Origin of the sequence: Pedobacter ghigonis, assembly GCF_903166585.1 — a bacterium.
GTDB classification, from domain to species: domain Bacteria; phylum Bacteroidota; class Bacteroidia; order Sphingobacteriales; family Sphingobacteriaceae; genus Pedobacter; species Pedobacter ghigonis.
In genome coordinates, this window is the sequence record NZ_CAESCM010000001.1 from 573160 (window position 1) to 593990 (window position 20831).

Annotated in this window: 14 protein-coding genes; 6 read left to right on the forward strand and 8 right to left on the reverse strand. The window is 42.4% G+C overall.

The genetic code is table 11. The features are described from left to right. Positions 1-12 precede the first annotated feature (12 nt). The 7 genes from HWV58_RS02280 to HWV58_RS02310 all read right to left on the reverse strand — a co-directional run bounded on the left by HWV58_RS02280 (position 13) and on the right by HWV58_RS02310 (position 10925). Positions 13-3372, reverse strand: a complete 3360-nt coding sequence (locus tag HWV58_RS02280; protein ID WP_175632506.1) for a TonB-dependent receptor — start codon at positions 3370-3372, stop codon at positions 13-15. 236 nt (positions 3373-3608) lie between these two features. Beyond that, a complete protein-coding gene (locus HWV58_RS02285; protein WP_175632507.1) occupies positions 3609-4772 on the reverse strand; it encodes a FecR family protein in 1164 nt (387 codons plus the stop codon). A 68-nt stretch (positions 4773-4840) separates the two neighbouring features. After that, the gene (locus HWV58_RS02290) at positions 4841-5401 is read right to left on the reverse strand and encodes an RNA polymerase sigma-70 factor (RefSeq protein WP_175632508.1); all 561 of its coding nucleotides are present in this window, start codon (positions 5399-5401) and stop codon (positions 4841-4843) included. Positions 5402-5702: 301 nt separating this feature from the next. Beyond that, positions 5703-6080: a hypothetical protein gene (locus HWV58_RS02295; protein ID WP_175632509.1), complete on the reverse strand. Its 378-nt coding sequence runs from the start codon at positions 6078-6080 to the stop codon at positions 5703-5705. 235 nt (positions 6081-6315) lie between these two features. Beyond that, entirely contained in the window at positions 6316-6588 is a 273-nt protein-coding gene (locus tag HWV58_RS02300) for a hypothetical protein (protein ID WP_175632510.1), read from the reverse strand. Positions 6589-6592: 4 nt separating this feature from the next. Beyond that, a complete protein-coding gene (locus tag HWV58_RS02305) occupies positions 6593-6898 on the reverse strand; it encodes a hypothetical protein (protein ID WP_175632511.1) in 306 nt (101 codons plus the stop codon). A 100-nt stretch (positions 6899-6998) separates the two neighbouring features. Continuing rightward, the gene (locus HWV58_RS02310; protein ID WP_175632512.1) at positions 6999-10925 is read right to left on the reverse strand and encodes a Dyp-type peroxidase; all 3927 of its coding nucleotides are present in this window, start codon (positions 10923-10925) and stop codon (positions 6999-7001) included. Positions 10926-11309: 384 nt separating this feature from the next. Here HWV58_RS02310 and HWV58_RS02315 point away from each other — a divergent pair, with 384 nt between their 5' ends. The 3 genes from HWV58_RS02315 to HWV58_RS02325 all read left to right on the forward strand — a co-directional run bounded on the left by HWV58_RS02315 (position 11310) and on the right by HWV58_RS02325 (position 16384). Then, positions 11310-12878, forward strand: a complete 1569-nt coding sequence (locus tag HWV58_RS02315) for a sulfatase (RefSeq protein ID WP_235972627.1) — start codon at positions 11310-11312, stop codon at positions 12876-12878. A gap of 150 nt (positions 12879-13028) precedes the next feature. Next, on the forward strand, positions 13029-14519 hold the full coding sequence (locus HWV58_RS02320) for a PhoX family protein (RefSeq protein ID WP_175632513.1): 1491 nt from the start codon (positions 13029-13031) through the stop codon (positions 14517-14519). Between the two features lie 74 nt (positions 14520-14593). After that, positions 14594-16384 (forward strand): cytochrome-c peroxidase, encoded by a 1791-nt coding sequence (locus HWV58_RS02325; RefSeq protein WP_175632514.1) that lies wholly within the window; start codon positions 14594-14596, stop codon positions 16382-16384. Between the two features lie 114 nt (positions 16385-16498). Here the strand turns inward: HWV58_RS02325 and HWV58_RS02330 are convergent, their stop codons facing one another. Continuing rightward, the gene (locus HWV58_RS02330; RefSeq protein ID WP_175632515.1) at positions 16499-17182 is read right to left on the reverse strand and encodes an arylesterase; all 684 of its coding nucleotides are present in this window, start codon (positions 17180-17182) and stop codon (positions 16499-16501) included. A 100-nt stretch (positions 17183-17282) separates the two neighbouring features. Here HWV58_RS02330 and HWV58_RS02335 point away from each other — a divergent pair, with 100 nt between their 5' ends. From HWV58_RS02335 to HWV58_RS02345, 3 genes are all read left to right on the forward strand, one after another. Next, positions 17283-17972 (forward strand): ABC transporter ATP-binding protein, encoded by a 690-nt coding sequence (locus tag HWV58_RS02335; protein ID WP_175632516.1) that lies wholly within the window; start codon positions 17283-17285, stop codon positions 17970-17972. Next, positions 17965-20499, forward strand: coding sequence for an ABC transporter permease (locus tag HWV58_RS02340; protein ID WP_217706931.1), 2535 nt, complete (start codon positions 17965-17967; stop codon positions 20497-20499). Before HWV58_RS02335 ends, HWV58_RS02340 begins: the two co-directional genes overlap by 8 nt. Before the next feature lie 116 nt (positions 20500-20615). Further along, positions 20616-20798, forward strand: coding sequence for a hypothetical protein (locus HWV58_RS02345; RefSeq protein WP_175632517.1), 183 nt, complete (start codon positions 20616-20618; stop codon positions 20796-20798). Positions 20799-20831 lie beyond the last annotated feature (33 nt).

Here is a 20831-nt window from a genome sequence, read left to right on the forward strand (position 1 = left end):
CTTCTTTGGATATTATAAATTAAACTCAAGACCAATGGTATAAGAACGCGGAATAGGGTAATTGAGGCCTTCATTGGCATTGCCGATCTCGGGATCCCACATTTTAATGCTATCCCAAACAGCTATATTATTGCCCATTACATAAATCCTACCTGTTTCAAATCCAATTTTCCGCAGCATTTTTTTGGGAAAACGATATCCCAACTCAATATTTTTTAAGCGTATAAAACTGGCATCGCGCAGCCACCAGGTACTCGCCACCTGGTTATTTACGAAGCCCACTGAATGCAAACGTGGAAACATAACATCCTGGCTTGGGTTGGCCTCTGTCCACCTGTTTAGCGCAGCTTCCCTTAAATTCGATTCCTCTAATCCAATAGCAAAAGGGAAAAAATTACTCGAATTTTGTCCGAATACAGTTGAGGTTTTACCTACTCCCTGAAAAAAGATACTTCCATAAAAGCCTTTATATTCGGCGTTTAGCCCAAAACCATAAACAATACCCGGATTTGCAGGATTGCTACCTGTATAGTAACTGCGGTCAAAATTATCAATCTTCCCATCGCCGTTTAAATCCTTATATTTAATATCGCCCGGCCTAACCACGCCGCCCAGGGTACTTACCGGCAATCCTGGTTTTAAGGTGTAGGTTCGTTTTCCTGCAGCATCGGTAGTTAGCGTAAAATCGTTATCAGTATACAAACCGTCGGCTGTATACAGGTTCCACTCTCCTATACTTGTGCCCGTTTGGTTCATCCAGGGGTAAGGTTGCGGCAGTTCATCAATCTCGAGTATTTTATTTTTGGCAATAGTCAAGTTACCTCGTGCCGTTAATTTCAATCCACCAATATTTTGTTTAATGTTAATTGATCCGTCCATTCCCTTGTTGGATACCGAACCAAAATTTTGCCACGGCGATTGCCTGAATCCGGTAACACCCGAAACGGTACGGCGTTGCAGTAAAATACTGGAACGCAGGTTATTGAAATAATCGACAGAAAAATCGACAGCCCCTTTAAATAATTCAATATCTACTCCGTAATTCTTTTTATTTTCTATCTCCCAGGTTAAATCCGGGGCTTCAAAACGTCCTTCTACGATACCATTTAAACCATTCAGAGCGCCGGTGCCCCCAATGCCAATCGGGTAGCCTGTAGTACCTGTGGTGTAGGTACCGCGGTAAAGAAACCTCGCTCCACCGGTATTGTCGTTACCCGTTTTACCAACAGATGCCCTGAACTTTAACGACGATACTACCTTTCGCAATGCTTCAGGATAAAAGGGTTCATTACTAGCATACCATGCCCCACCTATTGCAGGGAAAAATCCAAAACGGTTGCCAGGCGAGAAAGTTTCACTTCCGGTAACCCCGAAATTACCCTCTATAGAATAACGGTTGGCGTAATTATAAGTTACCCTGCCCACGTAAGCCTGTTTTTTGAAAGCTAATGCCTCACCTTGCTGCTGGGCTTCTTTTTGATAGGTTAGCAACATAGCCCCAACGGTGTGGTCGTTTGCGAAAACCCGGTTATAATTTAATGAACTTTCTAAATAGATATTTTTCTGACCATTACTTGTTTCTACAGGCTCGCCCAAAGTGGTTTCAGGATTTCCAACCTGCACAAAAATCAATTTGCCGTTGGCATCGCGCGAGGTTGCATTGAATTGTTTGGGTGATTTTAACCTGTTCATGTAATAATTCAGCGTAGCATCGAAACTTACAATTCCCCTAAAGCTCAACCCTTTGGTTATAAAATCTAACTTTTGATCTAAAGACAACTTGGATTGCAGACTTGTTCTCCACTCTTTAGCATAACCCGATTCCATTAACAAATTGTAAGGGTTAGAGCGGTTAGCACTGGGAATACCGGGGTGTCCGGCTATCGTACCATCTGAGTAAACAGCGGGAAAAAGATAACCGGGTACGCCCATCATTCTGGCGAAAATTGCAGAAGTACCTGTACCAGGGTAATTGGTTAAAAGGTACTGGCCGCTCAAATCTACCCCCAGCACGGTGGTTTTGGTAACATTTAAATCAATATTGCTGCGCAGATTATAGCGTTTAAGTCCCAGATTATTATCGTAAATATTATTGGGGTTGGATTTAAAAATCCCGTTTTCCTGATAATAGGCCCCAGAAACAAAAAACTTAGCAACATCACCACCACCCCTGAAATTTAAAGTGTGGCGGGTATTAAAGGTATTATCCCGTAACATTACATCCAGAAATTTGGTATTCGGATATAAATCGGGGTCTGTTCCGTTTTTATACAAGGCCAGCTGCTCATCTGTTTTAAACACCGGACTATCTTCATTACGCAAGGCTTCATTATAAGCAAAAAGGTAATCGTAAGAATCCATAAACTCAGGGAGCCTGGTAGGTTTATTCTGTGTGTACTCGCCGCGGTAGGTAATTTTTGTTTTTTGTATCACCCCCCGTTTTGAAGTAATTAAAATTACACCATTAGCTCCTTCTGCCCCATATACCGCAGTAGCTGCTGCATCTTTCAGTACGTTAAAGGTTTCAATTTCATCTGGTTCAATATCGGTCATGGCGCGGGGTATTCCATCAACCAGTACAAGCGGATTGGTTCCGCCGGCAAATGAGCTTACACCCCTGATCCAGAATTCGGCATTATCATAACCCGGTTCACCAGATCGTTGAATGGCAATAATACCTGGAACCTGACCAGCAATAGCATTAGTCAGACTTCGGGTGGGTACGCGCAGTGCATCTCCTTTTACCGAGGCAATTGAACTTACCAGGCTACTCTTTTTTTGCTTACCGAAACCCACTACCACTACATCGTTTAGGTTGGCTTCATCGCTTTTAAGCACAACATTAATCACCGTCCGGCCGTTTAGGGGCAGTTCCTGACTTTTATAACTGAGTAAACTAAAAACCAATATCGCTCCTTCGGGCACTCCCCTTAATACAAAGGCACCGTTTCCATCGGTAGCAGTGCCGATAGTTGGTTTGTTTTTTACCTGTACCGTAACGCCGGGCAACGCAAGCCCCGATGTATCTTTTACAGTTCCGGTAATGGTTATAGCCTTTGCTGCTACATCGCTTAGTTTAGCCTTTTCTAAAATGGTGATGGTTTCTCCATGAATCCTGAACCCTAAACCCGAGCCTTGCAAGGCCTTGGTTAATGCGATACTGATATCGGCATTACTTACTTTGAATGTAACAGGTAAGGCTTTTTGGATGGTTTCTTCGTTGTAAAGAAAACGGTAACTGGTTTGCTTATTCAGCTCGGTAAAAACGGATTTTAGCCCGGCATTTTTTACTGAAATGTTAACCTGTTGTGCCCGTCCGTTGGCAAATACGCCAATCTGGAGTACAAAGATTAAAAGGGTAACAAGTTTCATAATTTTGATGACTATAGGTATACCGGAAATTGCTTCCCGATGGGCAATATTTTGTCTGTGACAAAAGAATTTCATACTTTCGTTTGATTTAGGTTAAAGAAATAAGTTCGGTTTTTATACTGTTTTTGTACCTGAATTACTTACCGGAGGTGGTGGTACACTTCCGGTATTCATTTTGCAGGCAAGTGTGATCTTGTCTGTTTCTACATATTTTTTTTGATTTGGTTTATATTTGGTTAATTGATAATCAGGTTTCTGCCTTCTATCTCAAAAGAAAGGTTACTTACATCTTTAAGCATATCCAGTACTTCGCTTAACTTAGCCTTTCTGCTAACATGCCCGCCAATATGGATATCGGGTAATTTCCTTTTGTACACAAGGTTTAAATCGTACCACCTGCTTATTTCAATCAAAGCAGGCTCTATTGCATCGTTATTGAAATAGAAATCGCCTTTACACCAGGCCACAGCTTTCTCTACATCCCCTTTTGAAACTGCAATATTTTGCTGGTCGGATAGTGCCTGCCTTCCGGGAATAAGTACATTGGTGATTTTGCCATTACTTACTTTAACCGAACCCTCAACCAGTGTAGTTTTTGCGGTTAAGTCGTAGGCCGAAATGTTAAAATGAGTTCCTAAAACTTCAACCTCGGATTGGTTAAGCTTAACTTTAAAAGGACGTGCACTATCTTTTGCTACTTCAAAATAAGCTTCACCTTTTAAACTCACCAGTCGCTCGTTGCCTGCAAAGCTTACCGGAAATTTAAGCTCCGACATGGCATTCAACATTACTTTTGAGCCATCGGGTAAGGTTACCCTATAAGTTCCGGCCTTTGGTACAACCAGAGTATTGTACTTCGTGCCTGCAGGTTCACTGGTTTCGGATTGGCCATAACTGATTTCGCCATGATTACTGACAATGGTTGTTCCGTTTTCATCGCCGATTACCTGTTTTTCTTTATCGAGGGATATTTGGGTTCCATCCGAAAGAATGAGCTTTGCGGTTTGAGTACCTGGTAAAACATCGTTTTTGTAGGTTTTGGTTATATCTGGAATAATCCGGGGGTCGGATTTATTTAAATTGAAATAGAAAATGAAAGCGCCGGTAACCGCGATTAAAATAGCTGCATATTTAAGCCAGCCGTAATGGTTTTTATGCCCAGCTACTTTAGCTCCACCAAAACGCTGATCTACCTTACGCCAGGCCTGATCCACATCCACGCTCTCCATGTTTATCAGCCGCTCTGCGGTTGGACCAGCGGCACGGTAAGTTTCCAGCAGTTTAGATCTTTCTTCATCTTCCGCTAAAAGAAACTTCAGCCGCTCTTCCTGTTCGGTGGTGAGGGTACATAGCAAGTATCCGGAAATTAATTCTGACAGTTCAAAGGCTTCTTCATTCATCTTTTGTATGGGCTATACAACTAAGAAACCTGAAGGGTAAAAAAGGATGGAAAATAATTTGAAAAAAATTAATGATGGAGATACATAGCCGCAAAAAGTGCCATTGCAGCTTTACCGAGGTGTATTTTCATTAAAGATAATGCGCGCTTTTTCTGACTCTTAACTGTATTAATGCTAATATTCATCAATTTGGCAATTTCGCTGTTGCTTAACCCTTCTAAATAACCGTACCTGATTACCATTGCGCATCCGGGTGGAAGGGCATTAATCTGATCATAAATCTCGGCGATTATCTCGGTATGGATAATTCCTTCCAATATCTGTGGATCGGAATAAATATCCAGGGGATTTTTTTTATGGTAAACATCAACCACATTGTTATGCCGTATTTTATTTAAACAGGCATTTTTTACAGTGGTATATAAAAATGATTTTACTGCATTGAAATTTGCAGCGATACTATCCTGTTGCTCTAAATAAACCACGAAAGCATCCTGCGCTACATCTTCTGCCAATTCCTTATCCTTTAACAGGTAATATGCAAAATCGTATAAACGCCGGTAAAGCTTTTTAAAAAGCTGCTCTGGTTGCAAAACATCTACAACATCTTCGCCGTTTTTACTGAACATGCTTATCTATTATGGGATAGTTAAATTGGTTATACAAAAATTGAAATGGGATATAAAATAAAGGGATTTCCGCCGGTATGGTATTTAGTTAATGCATTTGGTCACAGCAAATTTATAAGAATTACAGTAAGATCAAAATGAACGGGAGGATTTAAGTGAAAGACCGGGGACAAGAGGTTAAGCTGAAAGACTAAAGCGAAAAGCCGAAAGACCAAAGCGCAAAGACCAAAGCTGAAAGACCAAAGCAGAAAACTTAGATGCCTTAGATGGTAAAAAGACCGAAGTCTAAATGTTTAACATCTTAATTCTTAATATCAATCAATTCTATTTCTTTAAGATTTTTTCCTTTTAAAAAAACGCTTTGGATGAAGAGAAACCTAACCTGAATTTTAGCAGTAAAGCGAATCGTTTGGCGATTTTCTGCTTCAGCAAAAACATAGATATAAGTGCTAATCTTAGTCTTACCCATTTCCGGCACAAAACCAAATTCTGCTCCTTCGTAGTTAAAGTCACCGTTATTAAACAGGCCGGTAAATCTGGTATCGTTCAGCTTTAGTGCCCGGGAAGCTAAGTAAGGCGTTATATATCTCCTTACCGCTACTGCAACAATTCTTCTATAAATGAGGTAATTTATCAAAAAACCAATTATGAAGGCCGCTATAACAGTAAAGGTAACCATATAATTCATGTTTTAATTAAGAGACTTTTCGCATAATTTTAACAGGTAATTAGTCATTACATCCAAAATAAATATTAAATGTTCGCACTACAATACCTTGCGGGCTGAATCTTTTCGTTAGTGTTAAGAACCGATGTGTTATAAACATTAAAAAATCCAATATCTGCCTTATTTAAAATCCTTTGGTAATTTCCTGACTATCATTTCCGACATCTCTTTAAATTTATTCTTACCATCACAATTTACTTTCAACAATATGCAGTAAACATGATAGCTTAGCCACTTTAAAAAACATACACCAAACATTATCTGTGCCTGCAATTAAAACTGGGTGCTCATTACTCAATTCACTTTTCAACTGATGCCTGATCAAATCGGTCATCCCAAAGATATCATCCGGGCTCAACAAATTAATCCATTCAGTTGTCGCATCGTGTAAATTCGAAGACAGCAATTGTTTAATGTATGTTCCGTTTTTAAACTCAAAAATAAATGTATACTTTTTCATGATTTTACAATTCTACCCTCCCCAAAAAATAACTATCGGCGGCGCGTTCGCTGTCATCAGATAAAACCCTTACATATACATCTGCAAATACCTGACCGCCGGGATACTTTAAATTGTAAATAAAAGTCTCGTCGGCGCGTTGGGCCGCACTAGTGCTGGCTTCGTAAATACCCCCTTCATCATACCAGATCAAAGTACTCAATAAATCAGTAGGTTGTATACCATTTCCATAACTATTGTTCCAGCTAAACTGCAGCTGTTTATCTGAGCTTGTAAAAGAAAGAGCCAGGAGCGAAAAGGCTGAAGCCAATTGCCTAGATACTCTTAAATGTTAAAAAAGAACGGATAAATGAGATAAACTGAAATAAGCAGGTGGTTGCTTCACGCTCCCACCTACTTTTTATTAAATTTTATCCCTCTGCCATTTTATGGTGGAAAGGGCATTTGCTAATATCGCCTTCTTTCTTTTCCATCACTTCTGGTGTTGAAACTGGTCTCCTGCGGTGCTGATCCTGCGTGAGCGGGAACACCGAGGTAAAGAAGTTAGACCAGCCACCAGTTCTTACACGAAGTAAATTAAACTGCTCTGGCGAACCCACCGCCTGGCTATAAGTATCCGGACTGGCTACTGTGATGGTTAGAATATTAGATGAATGACCTTCGGCAAATTGCTGCATTACACGCACGATTCTTTCTGCCGGGAAATCTTCATTCACATTATAATCGGTTGGTGCACCATCGGTCATCAGGTCGGTACCTTCACCTTCGAAACCAGCCAATGAGGCTTCGAAACCTGCATATTGATGTTCAACCGGTAAATCCATCGGACTTGGAGCCGCACTCAGGTCGGAAGCTACAGCCGTGCCCAATCTCCGGCCATCGGCACTGGCTCCATTCCAGGCACCCATTTCTACATGGTTTTCGAATGTACCTACCCCCGGCTGGATCTGAATACCGAAAGGATGTTCTTCAGTACCGTAACGTGCGGCCAGGTTTTGCAAAGCACTATACATTTGCGGTAAAGGTTTGGTAAAGGTCTCTACCGAGATTTTGGCAATCCCTCCTACAATCGTATCGCCAAAGGCATCAATTTCGTGGTGCCCGCGGCCATAACGAGGCAGGCTCAACGCGATTTCGCGCAAACGCTTAAAACGATCGGAACGGCTGGTAATCCGCGATTCGCCGGCCAGTGTACTGATGAAAGGCTCGGTCATTTTATAGCCCCAGTCGCAGCACAAACATTCTAACAATTCGGGCAGGGTGGTTACGGCATTTTTATCATCAAACACCATTACCTTAATGGCGTATAACGAATTAATGGCCGAACTTAAAGAGATGTAGCAAGGCCCGTAAATGTTGTATTTGGTACCTCCGCTGTAAAAGTCAAGTCCGCGGGCCAAACAGTCGTCCATCAGCACATTTAATATTGGCGAAGGACAGAATTTGGTATTGGCACCGAAACCCATCAGCTGCCCGTTAAAGGCTTTGCGGTTTAACAATTCGAAATGCTGGAAGTAAATCTTTACCAGTTCATCAAAGCTTTTAATCTGATCGGCCGGTTTAGAATTGAGCGATATGTTTTGCCCGAACAGGTAAGATTGCCCTGCCGATGAATAGGTACGTCCCTGGTTTAAAGCACACTCAAGTGGCTGTAAAGTAGAAAAACCACCCAGCGAAAACCAGTTCTCGCCAGGAAACTGCGGTTCGTAACAGCCATCGCAGGCATAGTTCTGTGCCGATTGCATAGAAACAGCCGAGTTCCAGTTTTTGTGACTATGGCCAAGTTCGCCCCCTACATTGTCTCCACTGCGGTAAAGCCCTTCGATAATTTTTTCATCATTGAGCAATATCGGGTGCGCTCCTCCTGAAAGAACAGCATGAGCTGCTTCTTCGAGTATTTCTTTCGGGATATCTTTACGCGTGCGCAGCGAAAGGCAAGGTGCATTTAAAGGCAACCTGCCCGAAGCACGGATAAAGAGTTTAGTTAAATCGTTATAAGCTGGTTTACTGGCTGCAAAATCGGCAGTACCATCGGCTATCGTTCCGCCTACAGTAATTTGCTGAATCCACTGACCTAAGGAAGCACCTTGTGGGTACGGACCGGAAGCACCACCCATGGCCAGGTTACCGAAAGGCTGGTGATCTTCCATAAAGATGCGGTTCTGCTGTACTTTTTCGTCTAATTTGATGTAAAAAGCATCGATAATTTCCTGTGCTTCATCTTCCGAAATACCATCTTTTTCGTAATAAGGTTGCAACAGCTGGTCCATACGGCCAATTGCGGTAGGTTCGCCATTTAAGTGCAAACAGGTGTGCAACGTAAAAATAAACTGTATGGCTTCTACAAAAGTATCGGGCTTATCGTTAGCCAGTTTTTTCATCCGCGTCGCAATGGTCAGCAGGTTGGCCTTTTCCCAGGCTTGCCCTTCGGCCATTTTGCCGGCAGTTTCGCGCGCCAGCTTTTCGTAGTTCTGCATGTATTCGGTAATGCCCTGCAGCGACAAATACGAAGAGCGGTAAAAGTCTTTCAACTCAGGAGTAGTTGCCTTATGTTCGTAAGCCAGTACTTCTGTTTTCATTTGCTGCAAACCTTTTTGCAGGGCTTTCTCGTAATGAGGTATAACGTGCCCTACTCCCGAGGCCTCACTCAGGTTGCTTAAAAAGCCGTCCATACGTTCGGTTTCCGAAAGGTATTTCATTACATAACGGCCTTCGCCCAGCGATAGGTTTGGCATTGCACCTACAATAATTTCTTCGGGCGAAATCCGGTAGGTATCCGATCCGTACACACATTCGCCTTTCGATTCGATAAAGGCCGAATAAGGATGCAGCGTACCATCGGGAAACCTGATTTTACGACCTCTGAAACCGTAATCGGCCGAGCTGAACAACTGCAGGCTTAAACGTACAGCCCAGCCTTTCCTCACCATGATTGATTCTTTCATGATATCAGCAGGTTTATCGCTCCCCTCGTAGGCTTTAATGTAATGCTGAAGGTCGTCTTTAATTTCTTCCTGTTTGCGGTTAAAATACCAGTTATCCTGCCATAAAGAAAAAATATTCTCCAGCAGGCTCAGTATGCGGTTGCTTGGTGTTTTAAAATAGTGGTTGTGGCGGTTAATACCGGTCGACATGGCAAACAGGTAATTCTGATGGCTGTAGTACATCAGTCCGTTTTTGGATGCATCCTGGTAATGACGGTCTAAGCGTGTCCAGTCTACGCCCGGAAATTTAGACCAATCGCCCTTCTCCATATGTGAGAAATTGTTGCTGTAGTCGGGGTGTTCATCCAGTCCCAGATCATCTACGCTTGGAATATAAAAAATACCGCCCAGATCTGATTTGAGGTGATTAAACAAACGATCGTTCATAAAGCCTTTATCGCCCCCTACCTGGTTGCTCATGATATTTTCGAGGATTCCGGCTTCTTTGGCAAAACCTGCAAAGTAAATGCCTTCCTCGTCAGAAACGGTAACCGATTTTGGTGCCCTGAAACCGACTGATGATTGTTTGGCTCTGCCGAAAGGTAAACCTAAACGCAGAATCGGTGTTGTATTGCCATGCTCATCCTGTATCCTGGCCGATTTAATGTGGCTGCGCGAATCGCGGTCGGGAATAATGGTATCGTCTGTTTTACGGCCAATCAGGTCTTCGATCTGATCTTCGGTCATCATGTTAATCTGGTTCCAGTTGATGATAAAACGCTGCGCAAGCACAAACGATCCGCCCAAATGGCTAATGTCTTCGCCACCAATTAAAGTGTGTTTGGCAATGGTAATCGGATCCGAAGGATTATTCAGGTTTTCGGAAAAGCGGCAGCCCAGTACCTTACCTTTATTGCCATCTTTCTGGTTGGATTTAGAGGCTGCATCTTGTGCAAAATAATGCTTGGTTACGCCTTTAAGTCCCTTAACCAAAAAATCGAGTACGATCTCGCATGCCTGCTTGCTATCACTTTTAATGTGAAACCAGAGATCGCCTTCGGTATCATCGAAAACCCCTTTCGAGGCATCGAAAACATCAGAAGTAAAAGGATCATCTTTGGTTGGGAAATTAAGGTGCATTCCGCGTGGTAGGCTTAGCCCTTCTTTTTTACAGATAGCCGCCCAGTTTTTAAAAGAAATACCCAGTACTACCGATGTATTTCTGTTAGCCAATACTTCGTTGGTATTGATTTCTTTCCGCACCGCAGCCATCAGTTCGGTAAGTTGTGGCCGGCTTACCGGTGTGTTTACCCAAAATGTGGTAAAAATAGCAAAAGGTGATGGGTACACTAATCCACGCTGGCAGTGTTTCCACACTTCGTCCAGCCTTTCTTCGAGTTTTAAGGTGTTCATTGTTAGAGATGTTTATGTTTATAGATGGTTAAATCAGGCCTTATTTGCTATCGGAAGTTAGGCCAGCTACTAAGTAACCATATTTTTGTGTATTTACACACCGTATAAACACCCTATTTTTAACTACACATCTACTAACATAATATCTACATCGACTTAGGCATTTTCTCCTCCAATAATTATGCGTGAATTGGGATTTAGGTCTCAAAAGATCATCCCGGGCACCTCATAGAATCAGCTGGCAAATTGAATAAAAAATATTGGTTTGTTGGCCTTATCTGTTTTCTTTTTTTTATTAAAATCGGTCAAACGTTTGCGTTATACTGACTTAAATATTTAATCTATCTTAGTGTAAAACAGCTATTAATTAATCGACTAACCAAATTGAAAACAACATTAAAAACCAGCAAGTTAATTCAGCATTCAATTGGTATGCTATTACTTTTAATAGGCTTAAATACTTTTGCGCAACAAAATAAAAGCAAGCCTAACATCATTTTATTTTTAGTAGACGATATGGGCATTATGGACACCTCGGTTCCCTTTTGTACGGAAATGATGCCTTTGAATAAACGTTACCATACACCCAACATGGAGCGGCTGGCCAAACAAGGTATGAAATTTACCAATGCCTATGCCCAGCCGGTTTGTACGCCTACCAGAACAAGCCTGCTTAGTGGAATGAATGCGGCACGTACCCACATCACCAACTGGACATCGCCCAATAAAAACGAGCCTACCGATGCCAAAGATGCCCAGTTTGCACCTTTAAACTGGAACATTAACGGATTAAGCAATGTTTCCAATACACCAAATACAGTTTATGCAACCACTTTCCCGCAATTGCTCAAAAATGCAGGTTATCATACCATCCATGTAGGCAAAGCACATTGGGGATCGATGGGTACACCCGGTGCAAGCCCTTATAACCTGGGCTTTATGGTCAATATTGCAGGCCATTCGGCAGGTCACCCTCAAAGTTACCTCTCCGAGCAACGTTATGGCAATTTACCCGGCAAAGCACAGGCGCAGGCCGTACCCGATTTGCAGGAGTACTACAATACCGGCACTTTCTTAACTGAAGCTTTAACCTTAGAGGCCAAAAAAGCGATGGAAACGCCCATTGCCAGAAAAGAACCTTTTTATTTAAACCTAGCGCATTATGCCGTGCATGTGCCCCTTATGGCCGATAAACGTTTTGTACAGCGATATTACGATGCCGGTTTAGATAGCGCCGAAGCAAAGTATGCCAGTATGGTGGAAGGCATGGATAAAAGTTTAGGCGATATTATGGACTTCCTGACGGAGAAAGGAATAGCAGACAATACCATTATTATTTTCATGAGCGATAACGGTGGTTTAGATGCACACGGCCGTGGAGGGGATGCAAATACCCACAACTCCCCCTTCCGCTCGGGAAAAGGATCGGTATATGAAGGCGGTATCCGCGAACCGATGCTGGTAAAATGGCCCGGCGTTACCAAGGAACAAAGCGTTAACAGCAATCCGGTCATTATCGACGATTTTTTCCCCACCATACTCGATTGGGCAGGTATAAAGGATAAAAAAACGATTCAAAAACTGGATGGGTTAAGTTTAGTGCCTACTTTAAAAAATTCTGCAGTTAAACTTCACGACCGGCCACTTATTTTTCATTACCCTAACAAGTGGACCAATGAAAAAGATGAACAGCTTTTGGGTATAAACTATTACAGTGCATTACGATACGGCCAATGGAAACTGATTTACCGCATGCGCAACCAGTCCCTTGAACTTTATGATTTAAGCAAGGATATTTCAGAGCAAAACAATCTGGCAGCAGCAAATCCTGCCGAAACTAAAAGGCTTGCTAACATTTTAGGGAAAGCCCTGAAGGAACGAGGCGCGCAAATGCCTATTGAAAGCAACACATCCAAACCAGTTCCGTTTCCGGATGAAATAACCATACATTAAAACAATTTAAAAGAGATTAAACTTCCTAACTCATATTTATCCTATACAACAGAACCATTCTAAATAGCGCCATGCAGCTTAGCTTAACATATACTTTAATTTTTCGCAACATAGCCAATGTAATTTTGCCTCAAACGGAAAACAAAACTTATGAACAAAACGCTATTAAAGCAAAAGGCACTAGCCTTTGCTGTTGCTGCATTCGTTACTTCTACAATAGTAATCAGTGCCTGTAAAAAAAACAATGAACCGGAAACACCAGAAACCACTACTCCGGTTACGTTAAAAGATTATTCGGTAAACCCATCATTGGTAAAAGCAATGCCTGGTTTCGAAAGCCTTAACATTACTACACTAATCAGCTCGGATGATGTATTGCCTGAGTCGCCTAATTTTATTTTTGGTGCGCAACCTGACGGAGCAGGAATTATTAAAAACCCTGCTGGCGAAGGTTTCATTATGATTAACAACCACGAAATCCTTCAATCGGTATCGCGTGTTTACTTAGATAAAAATTTTAAACCTGTAAAAGGAGAATACATTGTAGATTCTGATGGTGGTATGACCCGTCTTTGTTCTGCTACAATGGCAACGCCGGAAGAACATGGTTTTGCTAAACCGGTTTTCTTAACTGCGGGCGAAAGTGGTGCAGAATCGATGATTCATGCCATCGATCCACTTGCAGCTGCTGATAAAAAGAATAAACAAAGAACCGTTAGTGCTTTGGGCAGATGGAGTGCCGAAAATGCCGTACCGCTACCTAAAGGAGCATTTGCAGGTAAAACGGTAATCATGATTGGCGAAGATGAAACAGACGGACAGCTGGCCATGTACGTATCTAACACCCAGGGAGATTTGGAAAACGGCAAGTTATATGTAATGAAACGCAGCAATAACGACCCTATTGAAACCAACATGGATAAAGGACAAACTTACGATGTGGAGTTTGTAGAACTTGACAATGTAAAAAGCAGTACCGGTGCGCAGTTGCAGCAGCAAACTATTGACAAAAAAGCTTTAATGTTAGCGCGTGTTGAAGATATCGATTACAGAAAAGGTAGTGCAGCAAACGGACGTGAAGTATATTTTACTGCAACCGGTGTTAGCCAGGGCGATAAAATTACGCCTGTAAGCGGCAAAACCATGTGGGGCCGTGTGTACAAATTGGTGCTTGATGCAAGCAACCCGCTAAAAGGTAAACTGGAAGTTGCTGTTGATGGTAACGATAATCCGGGAAAAAGCATTGTAAACCCTGATAATCTTTGCGTTACTGAAAACTACGTGTACATTCAGGAAGATGGCGATTCGTTTTACAAAAACAACGATCACGATGGAACCATCTGGCAGTTTGCGATGGCTTCAAAATCGTTAAAACCGATGTTACAGATGAACCACCGCAGAACAGATGCTACTTTTAATGCGAAATACAATCCATCAAACAGCACATTATTAAGTAGCTGGGAGTATGGCGCCATGTATGATATCTCGACTTTAACAGGCATTCCAGATACCTTTATCGTTAATTTACACCCACACACCTGGACAAACGATAAATACAAAAATGCCGATGGTGGTACAACCAGATTAGTAAACAATAACGAAGGTGGACAAGTAGTAATTGTTCGCGGCGTTTCAAAATAACCCAAAAATGCTTTCATTTCCCTTTCGGCAGTAGCTGGAAGGGATTTTTCTATTTTATTTCAACCTACCCAAATATGCCAGGCCTTAAAAAAGTTGTCTTTTGCGCTTCACTAATAACCTTCACTACGCTGCTATCTATTTTCTGCAAAACAGAAACCAAATCAGCACCGGAACAGGTTAAGGCAGACTTTGACCAGCAGCTTATTGAACTTCAAACTATTGTTGATCAAAAATTATTTAAGGCCGTTCAGGATCTTAACGAAAAGGCAATTAAACAATCCTTTTTACTGGCCAGGGCAAAATATAAGCAGCTGGAGTATTATATCGAATATTTTTTCCCTTCAACAGCGGTTATGCTTAATGGCGCACCCATTGATGAAATTGAACTGGGCGAAAACCTGATCGAAAACCCAACGGGCTTTCAGGTAATGGAGGAAATAATTTATGAAGAACCATCAAAGGAAAACCGCCTGGAGTTATTAAACGAGATAAAAAAAATGCAGCTAAACCTGCAGCGGGTTAGCCGTTTTAATGAGCAATACCAACTTACCGATGCACAACTATTTGATGCCATACGGCTGGAAATTTTCAGGATTACCAGTTTGGGCATTACCGGTTTTGATACACCAGCGGCCTTACAGGCAATCCCAGAAACGGCATCTGCTCTAAAAGGAATTGAAGACGTATTAGTGAAATATGATGCCTCGGCAAATAAAGCAATAGCTCCTGCCATTGCCTATCTGGATAAAAACCCTAATTTCAATAGCTTTGACAGGTTAACTTTTATAACAGCTTACCTCGATCCGATCAGTAAACACATCAACCTGCTTCGGATAGAGAAAAAAATACCAACTGCTGCTAGTGGCTCTGCATTGCACGATGATGCGGTAACTATGTTCCAGCCAAATGCTTTTAACGTAAATAAATTTGTGGGTAACAGCACCTTATTTATTAACGACGACAAGATTGCACTTGGCAAAACCCTATTTAACGATCCGGTACTTTCTAACGGAGGCAAGCGCAGCTGTGCCAGCTGCCATCACCAATCGCTCGCTTTTACCGATGGTTTAACCAAAGCAGCTGCAATATCAAAAGGTGAAACCTTATTGAGAAATACCCCAACGTTAACCTATGCAGGCTTGCAACGCGGGTTCTTTTACGATTTAAAAGCAGGCACTCTTGAAGATCAGGCACTGGACGTGGTTCACCACAAACAGGAAATGGATGGTTCACTCGCACAGGCTTCAGCACGGATCAACACTTCGAAAACTTACTCAACCTTATTTCAAAAGGCCTACCAGGATAAGACAGGCAAGGTTGATCCTTGGAAAATCCAGCATGCACTGGCTTCTTATATCCGGTCCCTATCGCCTTTTAACTCAAAGTTTGATCGTTATATGCGGGGTGATAAAAAACAACTTAATGAGGAAGAAAAGAAGGGATTTAATCTGTTTATGGGGAAAGCTAAATGCGGTAGTTGTCATTTTGCGCCACTTTTTAATGGCACACCAGCTCCCCTGTTCATTAAAAGTGAAGCAGAGGTTCTGGGGGTACCTGCAAGCACCGATACCATAAAACCAAAAATAGACCAGGATCTGGGACGTTACGCGCTGTATGCTTATCCACAATACAAGCATGCCTTTAAAACTTCTACTTTACGCAACATTACCAAAACAGCACCTTACATGCACAATGGGGTGTATAAAACACTGGAGCAGGTTATGGATTTCTATAATCGCGGCGGAGGTGCTGGAATGGGGATAACTGTTGATAACCAAACTTTAGCTGCCGATAAACTGAATTTAAGTAACACGGAGATTAAACAGATTATTGCCTTTCTAGGTACGTTAGAAGATTTGCATTAATTTTCATGCCACTGATGCGCAGAAGCCACCGAGGATTAGTGATTTTTAATCCCCCCTACTTTGCAGGCTTTGCACCTAACTTTGCATGCTTTGCGGTTAAAACTGGCAATTAAACTACAATAAATCCTTCAACACCACCCAAACATTTTCGGCCAGGATCTTATCTCCTTCTGCAGTTGGATGAATACCATCAGCCTGGTTTAATTTCGGTACGCCACCTACCTTATCCAGCAAAAACGGGATCAGTTTCATTTCGTTTTTCTGTGCCAGTACCGGAAAAATATTCTTAAAATCGGCAGCATATTTAGCACCCATGCTCGGCGGTACCTGCATACCAGCCAATACAAGTTTGGCATCAGGATATTTAGCCTTCACCCGGTCAACAATATCCTGCAGGTTTTTAATGGTTTGCGCTACAGGCAGGCCCCTTAAACCATCATTAGCGCCCAGTTCGAGCACAAAGATACTCACTGGCTGTTTCAGCAACCAGTCAATCCTTCCCTTGCCCCCGGCAGAAGTTTCGCCACTTAAACCGCCATTAATAACCTTGTAAGGCAATTTTAACGAGTCGATTTTATTCTGGATCAAAGCAGGAAAAGCTTCCGAAGGATCGAGCCCCATACCTGCTGTTAAACTCGTGCCAAAAAAGAGAATATTTTTTTGATCCTGGCTTATTGCAACCTTTTTTTGGTCAGCCGAATCTAAAGTTTTAACCTTATCGTTTTTGCTTTGCCCGTTACCACAGCCCAGCAGTGCAATTCCTAAAACAAATAGGCCTATAATGCGTTTTCGTAACATATTTAACCGGTGTATATCTAATTATAAAATATTATCTTAACAGGCAACATCCTGTTATGTTTGGCAAAAATCTATACGCAAACCCTAAAAACATCAGCTATTGGAAAGCATATTGAACATCCGAAATGTAAGCAAAATTTACCAAAGTGCCGGGCGCGAATTAACCGTTCTCGATCAGATTAATTTTTCCATCATTGCAGGCTCAACAGTCGCCATAACCGGTCCTTCAGGAAGCGGCAAGACTACCTTGCTGGGTTTGTGTGCAGGCCTCGACAGGGCCAGTGGTGGTACCGTAGAATTGAATGGGATCGCACTCGAAAAATTAAACGAAGATGAGCGCGCTGCAGTAAGGAATCAATATGTTGGATTCATTTTTCAGAATTTTCAGTTGTTGCCAACCTTAACTGCATTAGAAAATGTAATGGTTCCGTTGGAATTAAGGGGAGCAAAAAACATCAGGGCGCATGCTTTAGAACTGCTGGATAAAGTTGGACTGGCCGATCGCGCGCAACACTACCCCGTACAATTATCGGGTGGAGAACAGCAGCGGGTTTCGCTGGCCAGGGCCTTTTCCAATCAGCCGGCCATTCTTTTTGCCGACGAGCCTACGGGTAATCTCGATGCCGAAACCAGCGAGAAAGTAATTAAACTGCTTTTCGATTTAAATAAAGATGCCGGAACTACCCTGATCATTGTAACCCACGATCTTGAACTGGCAGCCCGCACATCGAGAACCATCAAAATAAAAGGAGGCGTAATCCTTTCTGACGAAAACCCGACTTATGCATAGCACCATTCCGAAACAACGCATTAAACTTTCGTGGCTACTTAAAATGGCCTGGCGCGACAGCCGGAAAAACCGTTCGCGCTTGTTGCTTTTTATTTCGGCTATCGTTTTGGGTATCGCTGCACTGGTGGCCGTTTATTCTTTTAAAGATAACTTACAAAAAGATATCGATGCGCAGGCAAAAGAACTAACAGGGGCAGATCTGGTATTGGATAGCCGCAAAGGTGTGAGCAATGTGATGAACAACATGCTCGACACACTGGGAGACGAGCGGTCGCAGGAAAAAACTTTTGCCTCAATGATTTATTTCCAGAAAGGTGGCGGTAGCCGACTGGTGCAAATGAAGGCATTGGAGGGAAAATATCCTTACTATGGTGCCATCGAAACCATTCCTGTAGCTGCAGCAAAAAGCTTTCAATCAGACAGAAATGCACTGGTTGATAAAACCCTCATGCTGCAGTTTAATGCAAAGGTTGGCGACTCAGTAAAAGTGGGGGACCTTAACTTTAAGATACTGGGTACACTAACCAAGACACCCGGCCAAACCGGAATTTCGTCAAGCATTGCTCCAACCGTTTACATTCCGCTACAATACCTCGAAAAAACCAATCTGATTAAAACCGGAAGTCGGATTAACCATAAGTTCTACTTTAAATTTAACGACCCATCGAAAATTGATGAGTGGGTAAAAAAACAAGACAGTAGGCTCGAAAAAGAAGGTTTCGATGCTGAAACTGTCGAATCTAGAAAAGAACAGACTGGCAGATCGTTCAAAGATGTGAATCGTTTTCTGGCTTTATCGGGCTTTATAGCCTTATTGCTGGGCTGCATAGGTGTGGGCAGTGCCATACAGGTTTACATTCAGGAAAAACTGGCCACCATTGCCACCTTACGCTGCTTGGGTTTAAAAGCGCGACATGCATTTTTAATTTACCTGATCCAGGTGTTTTTTATCGGTTTAATTGCGGCAGTTGTTGGCGCACTGCTCGGTACAGCTATACAGTTTTTGCTTCCCTGGGTTTTGAAAGATTTTCTACCCATCGAAATTACCATGCAGGTTTCGTGGCCGGCAGTTGGTCAGGGGATTTTACTCGGGCTCATCATATCCGTTCTGTTTGCCCTGCCGTCGCTTTTAGCGGTGCGCAAAATTTCGCCCCTAAATGCCATACGGGTTTCTTTCGAAAGAGTTAGCCGCAGCCGCGATCCCTTATTGTGGCTGGTTTATCTGTTGATGGCTGCCTTCATTACAGGCTTTACCCATTTACAGATGAAAACCTGGGTGCAAACAGTATCTTTTACCCTCAGTATTGCCATCGCCTTTATTTTACTCCTGATCTTATCTAAACTGCTTTTGCTTATGGTCAGGAAACTTTTGCCTGGCACTGCGGGTTACCTTTGGCGACAGGGTTTTGCAAATCTCTACCGGCCTAACAACCAAACTTTAATGTTAACGGTTTCCATTGGACTTTCTACAACTTTTATCTGCACGCTGTTTTTTGTGCAGGGTATTTTAATGAATCGGGTTAGCCTCTCATCGGGCAGCAACCAACCCAACATGGTGATGTTTGACATTCAGAATACGCAAAAGGAAGGACTGGACAGCTTAACCAAAGCTTTTAAATTGCCTTTAATGAACCAGGTACCGGTAATTACCATGCGTATTGAGGAGATTAACGGTAAAAAATCGACTGCCGATACCAACAATCGCAGGGCCTACCGTAACGAAATCAGGGCCACTTATCAGGATACCCTCACCGCAGCTGAAAAGATTACTTCGGGTAAATGGACTGGCCGGGTAAAAGCCAACGAAACGGTTTACATTTCGCTAGATCAGCGTTATGCACAACAGATTAAGGTGGGTTTAAACGATAAAATACTGTTTAACGTACAGGGCATGATGATCCCTACCGTAGTGGGCAGCTTAAGGGAAGTAAACTGGAGCAGGATGCAAACCAATTTCAGGGTTGTTTTTCCGGCAGGGGTTTTAGAAGAAGCCCCACAGTTTCATGTATTGATGACCAGGGTTCCCTCGAGCGAGGTTTCTGCACGTTTCCAAGGAGAAGTGGTGCAGCAGTTCCCCAATGTTTCGGTAATTGATTTAGATCTGGTGTTAAAATTACTGGATGAATTATTGGGCAAAATCGGTTTCGTAATTCAGTTTATGGCAGGTTTTAGCATGGTAACTGGATGGATTGTGTTAATTTCTTCGGTGTTAACGAGTAAAAACCAGAGGATAAAAGAAAGTATTTTACTCCGTACCATGGGAGCCAGCAGCAGGCAGATTATCCGGATTAATGCGATTGAATATTTGTTTTTAGGTGCCTTTGCAGCTGGTGCAGGATTAATCCTGGCACTTGGCGGAAGCTGGGCGCTGGCTAAATTTAGTTTTGATGCAGCGTTTATTCCACCATTTTTCCCTACCCTGCTGTTATTTGGTTCAATTGTATCGCTGGTGGTGATTACAGGAGTTTTAAGTACAAGGAGTATCCTTAAGCAACCACCTTTAAAAATTTTAAGAACGGAGGGCTAAGCGCATTATTCGCGTTTAACGGCAAATACGAAGGCCACAAAGCCTAGTACATGATATTTTCTGTGGGCTCCGTGTATCCGTGGCTAAAACCATAGAATTTTGATACTTTTACCCTTATGATCAGATTAAACAGTGATACACCGACTGAAGTGCTTCAGGATGTAAAGGTTGGCAGTATGGTAACCGACACTTTCAGCAAAACCGGCCTGGTAGAAAGTATAGAAATTAAAGACGATGGTTTGTACCGTATTTACGAATTTACACTGGTTACCGGTAGAACCATTACGGTTAAAAAATAGCAGTCATGCTTTTCACAGGTACCTATTGATCTG

What these genes read in the sequence shown, in the direction of transcription:
- HWV58_RS02290 (WP_175632508.1), bottom strand. Translation starts at nt 5,401, where the DNA reads ATGTTCAGTAAAAACGGCGAAGATGTTGTAGATGTTTTGCAACCAGAG.
- HWV58_RS02320 (WP_175632513.1), top strand. Translation starts at nt 13,029, where the DNA reads ATGAACAAAACGCTATTAAAGCAAAAGGCACTAGCCTTTGCTGTTGCT.
- HWV58_RS02300 (WP_175632510.1), bottom strand. Translation starts at nt 6,588, where the DNA reads ATGAAAAAGTATACATTTATTTTTGAGTTTAAAAACGGAACATACATT.
- HWV58_RS02310 (WP_175632512.1), bottom strand. Translation starts at nt 10,925, where the DNA reads ATGAACACCTTAAAACTCGAAGAAAGGCTGGACGAAGTGTGGAAACAC.
- HWV58_RS02285 (WP_175632507.1), bottom strand. Translation starts at nt 4,772, where the DNA reads ATGAATGAAGAAGCCTTTGAACTGTCAGAATTAATTTCCGGATACTTG.
- HWV58_RS02330 (WP_175632515.1), bottom strand. Translation starts at nt 17,182, where the DNA reads ATGTTACGAAAACGCATTATAGGCCTATTTGTTTTAGGAATTGCACTG.
- HWV58_RS02295 (WP_175632509.1), bottom strand. Translation starts at nt 6,080, where the DNA reads ATGGTTACCTTTACTGTTATAGCGGCCTTCATAATTGGTTTTTTGATA.
- HWV58_RS02280 (WP_175632506.1), bottom strand. Translation starts at nt 3,372, where the DNA reads ATGAAACTTGTTACCCTTTTAATCTTTGTACTCCAGATTGGCGTATTT.
- HWV58_RS02345 (WP_175632517.1), top strand. Translation starts at nt 20,616, where the DNA reads ATGATCAGATTAAACAGTGATACACCGACTGAAGTGCTTCAGGATGTA.
- HWV58_RS02325 (WP_175632514.1), top strand. Translation starts at nt 14,594, where the DNA reads ATGCCAGGCCTTAAAAAAGTTGTCTTTTGCGCTTCACTAATAACCTTC.
- HWV58_RS02340 (WP_217706931.1), top strand. Translation starts at nt 17,965, where the DNA reads ATGCATAGCACCATTCCGAAACAACGCATTAAACTTTCGTGGCTACTT.